This window comes from Inquilinus sp., from assembly GCF_057815775.1.
Genome location: NZ_JBYRFX010000675.1, coordinates 1 through 5,417 on the forward strand (window position 1 = coordinate 1; position 5,417 = coordinate 5,417).

At 67.5% G+C, this 5,417-nt stretch carries 4 protein-coding genes and 1 tRNA gene; 1 reads left to right on the forward strand and 4 read right to left on the reverse strand.

The features are described 5' to 3' along the window. A partial coding sequence (locus AC3XYG_RS23495; RefSeq protein WP_489142291.1) for an NAD(P)-dependent oxidoreductase occupies positions 1 to 479 on the forward strand: 479 nt, incomplete at its 5' end. Positions 480 to 506: 27 nt separating this feature from the next. Here AC3XYG_RS23495 and AC3XYG_RS23500 read toward each other — a convergent pair. The 4 genes from AC3XYG_RS23500 to AC3XYG_RS23515 all read right to left on the reverse strand — a co-directional run bounded on the left by AC3XYG_RS23500 (position 507) and on the right by AC3XYG_RS23515 (position 5,366). Continuing rightward, positions 507 to 1,760: a lytic murein transglycosylase gene (locus AC3XYG_RS23500; protein ID WP_489142292.1), complete on the reverse strand. Its 1,254-nt coding sequence runs from the start codon at positions 1,758 to 1,760 to the stop codon at positions 507 to 509. A 235-nt stretch (positions 1,761 to 1,995) separates the two neighbouring features. Further along, entirely contained in the window at positions 1,996 to 4,287 is a 2,292-nt protein-coding gene (locus AC3XYG_RS23505) for a hypothetical protein (RefSeq protein ID WP_489142293.1), read from the reverse strand. Between the two features lie 87 nt (positions 4,288 to 4,374). Beyond that, positions 4,375 to 4,851 (reverse strand): hypothetical protein, encoded by a 477-nt coding sequence (locus tag AC3XYG_RS23510; RefSeq protein WP_489142294.1) that lies wholly within the window; start codon positions 4,849 to 4,851, stop codon positions 4,375 to 4,377. 440 nt (positions 4,852 to 5,291) lie between these two features. After that, positions 5,292 to 5,366 (reverse strand) — tRNA-Thr (locus tag AC3XYG_RS23515). Between the last annotated feature and the right edge of the window lie 51 nt (positions 5,367 to 5,417).

Sequence of the window (5,417 nt, forward strand, 5' to 3'; positions counted from 1 at the left end):
ACATCGGGTCGGAGGTGGCGCGCATCGGCAAGGCCTTCGGCATGGACGCCATCGCCTGGAGCCAGAACCTGACGCCGGAAAAGGCGGCGGCCCAGGGCGTGCGTCTGGTGTCCAAGGACGACCTGTTCGCCAAATCCGATGTGCTGACCATCCACCTCGTGCTCAGCCAGCGCTCGCGCGGGCTGGTCGGGGCGGCGGAACTGGCGGCGATGAAGCCGACGGCCCGGCTGGTCAACACCTCGCGCGGGCCGATCGTGGATGAGGCGGCCCTGCTCGCGGCCCTGCGTGACCGCCGCATCGCCGGCGCTGCCATCGACGTATTCGATGTCGAACCGCTGCCGGCGGACCATCCGTTCCGGTCGCTGGACAACGTCCTGGCGACGCCGCATATCGGCTACGTCTCGCGCGGCGTCTACGCCACCTTCTACGGTGACGTCGTCCGCAACCTTGTGGACTGGGCGGACCAGCAGGCGGCGTAGGAAAGGCGGGGGGCGGCAGCCGCCCCCTCAGCCCGCGCGCAGGGTCTGCAACAGGCTGGCACTGGCGAAGCCGTCGGGGATCAGGCCTTTCGATTTCTGCCAGCCGCGGATCGCCTTGCGCGTCGCCGGGCCGATATGGCCGTCGGCGGCATCGCCCACGGAAAACCCCTTGGCGACCAGCAAGGTCTGCATCTCGACGATGTCGCCGCGCGCCAGCGCCGGTTCGTTCCGCGGCCAAGCGGCCACGATCGGGCCGCCGCCGCCCAACCGGTCGGCCAGGTTCACGATGGCGAGCCCATAGCTGATCGACTGGTTGTAGGCCAGGATGGCATCGAAGTTCCGGCCCACCATGAAGGCTGGGCCATGCGCGCCGGCCGGCGTGATGATCGCGGCGGCAGCGAAGTCCAGCTTGCCGCCATCCTTGATCGGCCTCACGCCGCGGGCCACCCAGTCGCGGGCCGGCAATTTGGTCGTGACCTCCGCCAGCGAATAGTCGAAATCCGGGGGCAGCACGACTTCGACGCCCCAGGGCTCGCCCCGCTGCCAGCCGGATTTGGCCAGGTAATTCGCGATCGACGCCATGACGTCGGGGACGCTGGTCCAGATATCGCACCGGCCGTCGCCATCGGCATCGCCGGCATATTGCAGGAAGGCCGAGGGCAGCATCTGCGGCTGCCCCATCGCGCCGGCCCAGGAGCCGACCATGCGGTCGCTGCTGATATCGCCGCGCTGCAGGATCTGCACCGCCGCGAACAGCTCCTGGCGCGCCCAGTCGCGGCGCCGTCCCTCGCAGCCCAGGGTCGCCAGCGCATCGACCACCTTGTAGGTGCCGACATTCCGGCCGTAGCTGCTTTCCAGGCCCCAGATCGCGGCGATGATGTCAGGCGGCACGCCATAGCGCTGCTGGGCGGCGCCGGCGGCAGCGGCCCATTGCGTCAGCAGCGCCCGCCCCCGGCGGATCCGGTCGTCGGTGACGGCGCTGTCGAGATAGCTCCAGACGGTGCGGGTGAATTCCGGCTGCGACCGGTCGAGCGCGATGATCTTGGGCTGGTACTGTGAGCGGTCGAAGGCGGTGGACAGCACGTCGTTGCCGATGCCGCGGCCTTGCGCCTCGGCACGGAAGCGGGTGACCCAGACCGCGAATTTGGCATTGGCGGCGGCCGAGTCCGCGGGATCCATCGGCGTGGGGGGCAAGGCGGCGATCGGCCGTCGGCTGTCGCCGGAGACCTGGCAGCCGCCGAACAGCAGCAGTGACCCCATCATCGCTGTTCGTCTGGACATCCGCATGAGCATGGCCGCGAACTCCTGCCAATAGGAACCGGTCCGCCTCCACGGATCTGGAGAGTTTCGAAAGAACTGGACGGATCTATATTGGAGAGTGCGCGGCCACACTGATATGGGTCAAAGCCGCGATTGCCATGATGTCATGCCGTTCCCGCATTCCGCGCAGGACAGGCGTCGTTGATATTGATCTTGTTGCCGAATTTGGCGGCGGCTTTGACGTGGGGTGGTGGCGCTAAGGCAGCGCCACCACCCCCCACGAGATGAGCTTCAGCTTCCAGTCGTCGGCCGCGGAGCCCTTGAGGTTGAGGTGATCGACCAGGTATTTCAGCCGCTCCGTGTCATCGCCCTTGGCCGTGCAGAAGCGGTCCTGCAGATAGAAGGGCGGGGCTGCCTGATAGTACAGCGTAGCCTGCACCGCGGCCGGGTGGCTGCCGGCCGGCAGGTCGGCCAGGGGCACGTCGTAGACCAGGCTGTCGCCGCCGCCCTTGACGTAGTCGGGATCGTCGCCGACGGCGGTGGCACCGGCCTCCTTCGCCAGGTCCTCCGTCGCGCCCAGCGCGGTGGCGATCTGGGTGCGCTCGGCCAGCGGCAGATAGCCGTGCGGCAGGATGCGGTTGTCCTTCACCGTGTTGCAGATCGACAGGAAGCTGGTGGTCAGCATGCCCTTCGGGTCGGTGCCCGGGCCGCAGACCGGTGCCGAATTGTCCAGGGGCGGCGTCGACACCAGCTCCTGGTAGATCTGGGTCTGGTTCTGGCGGGTGATGCGCTGGAAATGCGGCTGGTGCAGCCGCGCCTCCGGTTGGATGCGGGCCGAGCAGTCATCCGTCCACCAGTATTCGCCGTCGAGCGGCGTGTCGGTCTGGTCGACCAGCGCGCCCGCCGTATTGGTGCGGCCGGAGGCCCATAGCGTGGTGCCGTTCTGGTCCAGCACCTGGAACTCCAGGAAGACGCGGCGGAAGCCGACGCCGGAGGGCAGCTTGTGCCCGGCCTTGTTGTTGACGGTTACCGTCGCCTGCAGCCGCCCGCCCGCGGTCGACACGCCGCTCACGGCCACGTCGGCGGTCTGGTTGCCGGCCATGTCGAGCATCGCCTGCTCGGTCCGCAGCAGCGGGTCGAGGCCGCGTGAGGTCAGCATCGGGTCCTGGGTCGGGATGCCGAGCACATCCGGGAATTGCTGCGCGATCTTGGTCAGGAAGACGTTGAGGCCGACCAGCGTGTGCGCGGCGAAGCCGTCACGCACGGGCAGGTCGATATCCTCGGGCCCGAGGTTGTTCTCGGCCTCCGGGAAGTTGCTGAACTCCTGGATGCTGGCGATCTTGCTGCGCATCGGCGTGCCATCCGCCGCCTTCGATGGCATGTGACAGGCCTGGCAGGTCTGCGCCAGGCTGCCCGGCCCCTGCGGCAGCGGGCCGTCGGGCGTGGTGCCGGTGCGATAGGCGCTGAACGCCCATTCCGGATAGGTCGTCTGCTCGTAGATCCGGGCGACAGCCTGGCCGTTCTGGAACACCGGCAGATGCACCGAATGGCAGCTGCCGCAGACCTCCGAACTGGTGATGGCCACGTCATGCACCGGGGTGATGCCCAGTGCGGCCTCCATCGGCTTCACCTTCGGCATCTCGAACGGGCCGATCAGCTTGTCGGGCGGGCCGACCAGGAAGCTGCCGGTGAAGGTGCGGGCGAAGCCGGTGTTGTGCGGATTCAGGAAGGCCTGGCGCTGCGCGATGCAGGCATTCTCCGGGGTGCCGGCCGCAGCGTTGGTCGCGGCTTCTCCCAGGGCCATGCGGTGGCAGGAGACGCACGAGATGCCGTCGCGGGCCAGCATGCCATATTGCGCATGCGCTGCGGTCGGGTTGCCGTCCGGCCATGGCACGGCATTCACCATCTCGCGGGTGAAATCGGGGCATTCGCCGCCCTTGCTGAACATGTCGATGTGGAACTGCCGCTCGCCCTGGATGCCGTGGCAGCCCAGGCAGGTTTCCTCGACCACGGCCTTCACCGTGGGATGAAAGCTCTGGGTCTCGCTGGCCAGTTGGGCGAAGAAGAACGGGTCGCGCCCGGCCAGACCCATCGGCGAGGTGCGCCAGGTGGCGTAGGGCGACAGGTTGATCAGGTTGGCGCCATGCGGGTTCGGCATCGTCATGTCGAATTGCAACCCGGTGCTGCCCGCGTCGTGGCATCCCAGGCATTGGGTCGAGGTGACGAACTCATTCGCCGCGTGCGGGCCGCCGGCGCCGACCCAGGTGTTGTCATAGGTCGCCGACGGCATGTTCGACACCACCTCCCGAGGCGGCGTCTTCAGCAGATAGGCGCGCAGGGCCGTGTCGACCGCCGGGTCGGCCTGGCGCAGCGGCTGCTCCAGGGGGCCGACTTCGTCCGGTATCGCCACGTCGTGGTGGTGGTCTTCCGGCGGCGGCGCCATGAACCAGGACTGGCTGAGATAGACCAGCGGCCGGCCCGGTTCGCCCTGGATGTTGCGCGGCGAGGCGAAGGTCAGGTTGTCTTTCGCCGAGGCATGGCAGTTCATGCAGTACTGGCCGAAGCCCTGGTTGGGCAGGTTGTTGGCCGGGCCGGGCGGCCAGTCCGGCGACCAGCCGCTGCCCGGCCCGAAGCCTTACCAGCCCCAGTACCAGCCGTCATGCGAGGCCTTGCTGTCGCGGATCATGATCGCCGCGCCGGAGGTCGGGTACAGCTTCAGCGGGTCGACATCGACACAGCTGGCGGCCGGGGCCGGGAACATCTCCTTGACCATGATCGCGCCGTCGGGGATCGGCGGCAGCTTGTCCGCCGCGGTGCCCTCGCCGCTGCGGTTCTTGACCAGCCATTCCGCCATGTCGGGCGAGTACCAGATCACCACCGGGGCATGGGTGCCGAAGCCGGTGCCCTTCCAGGCGCCGGCCGACAGCGTCGCGATGAAGGGGCCGGCGTCGCGGACAAATTTGTCGCGCCGCCATCCCGCGGCCTCGTTGCGATGGCAGTAGGCGCCGAAGAACTGGTTGAGCTTGGCCTCATACTGGTCGAGCGGCAGGGCCGACGGGTTGCGGACCGCCGCCGTCAGGCTCTCGCACAGCGCCGGATCGGTCGGCACCATCGGCTGCGATCGTTCAGCGGTGCATTGTGTCGGGTCGGCGAAGCCGGGACTGGCGGAGAGGACGACGCCGACAGCGGCGAGCAGGGCGATGGAGAAGCGGCGCGCCAGCCGGCGCCAAGGCGCCTTTGCGGCCCAATCCGTTGATCCAATTGGCTTTTGCACAATGCGCCGCATCATTTGCCGGCACCCCGCGGATCAATTGACGAAATCGAAATAAAGGTCTGCCGCAACGGCCGAATGCTTGGAGCTTTGAATAACCGAAGCGTATCACCTGAATTGGTGGGCTTCCATTCCATTAATTTCGGTCAAATTTTTTGAATGCTGCCCGGCCCGCATTCTGGCACGTCGCGGACGCCCGAGATTCTCGGGCGTTTGGGCCCGGGGGAAGTCGAATACGGTGGGGGATATGCCGCAATTCCCTTTGCCATCAAAGGGAAGAATGGTGCCGAAGCGGGGAATTGAACCCCGGACCTACTGATTACGAATCAGTTGCTCTACCCCTGAGCTACTTCGGCGCCGCAGGGCGCGCACCCTATACAAGGCGCGCGCCGCAGCGTCAACAACCG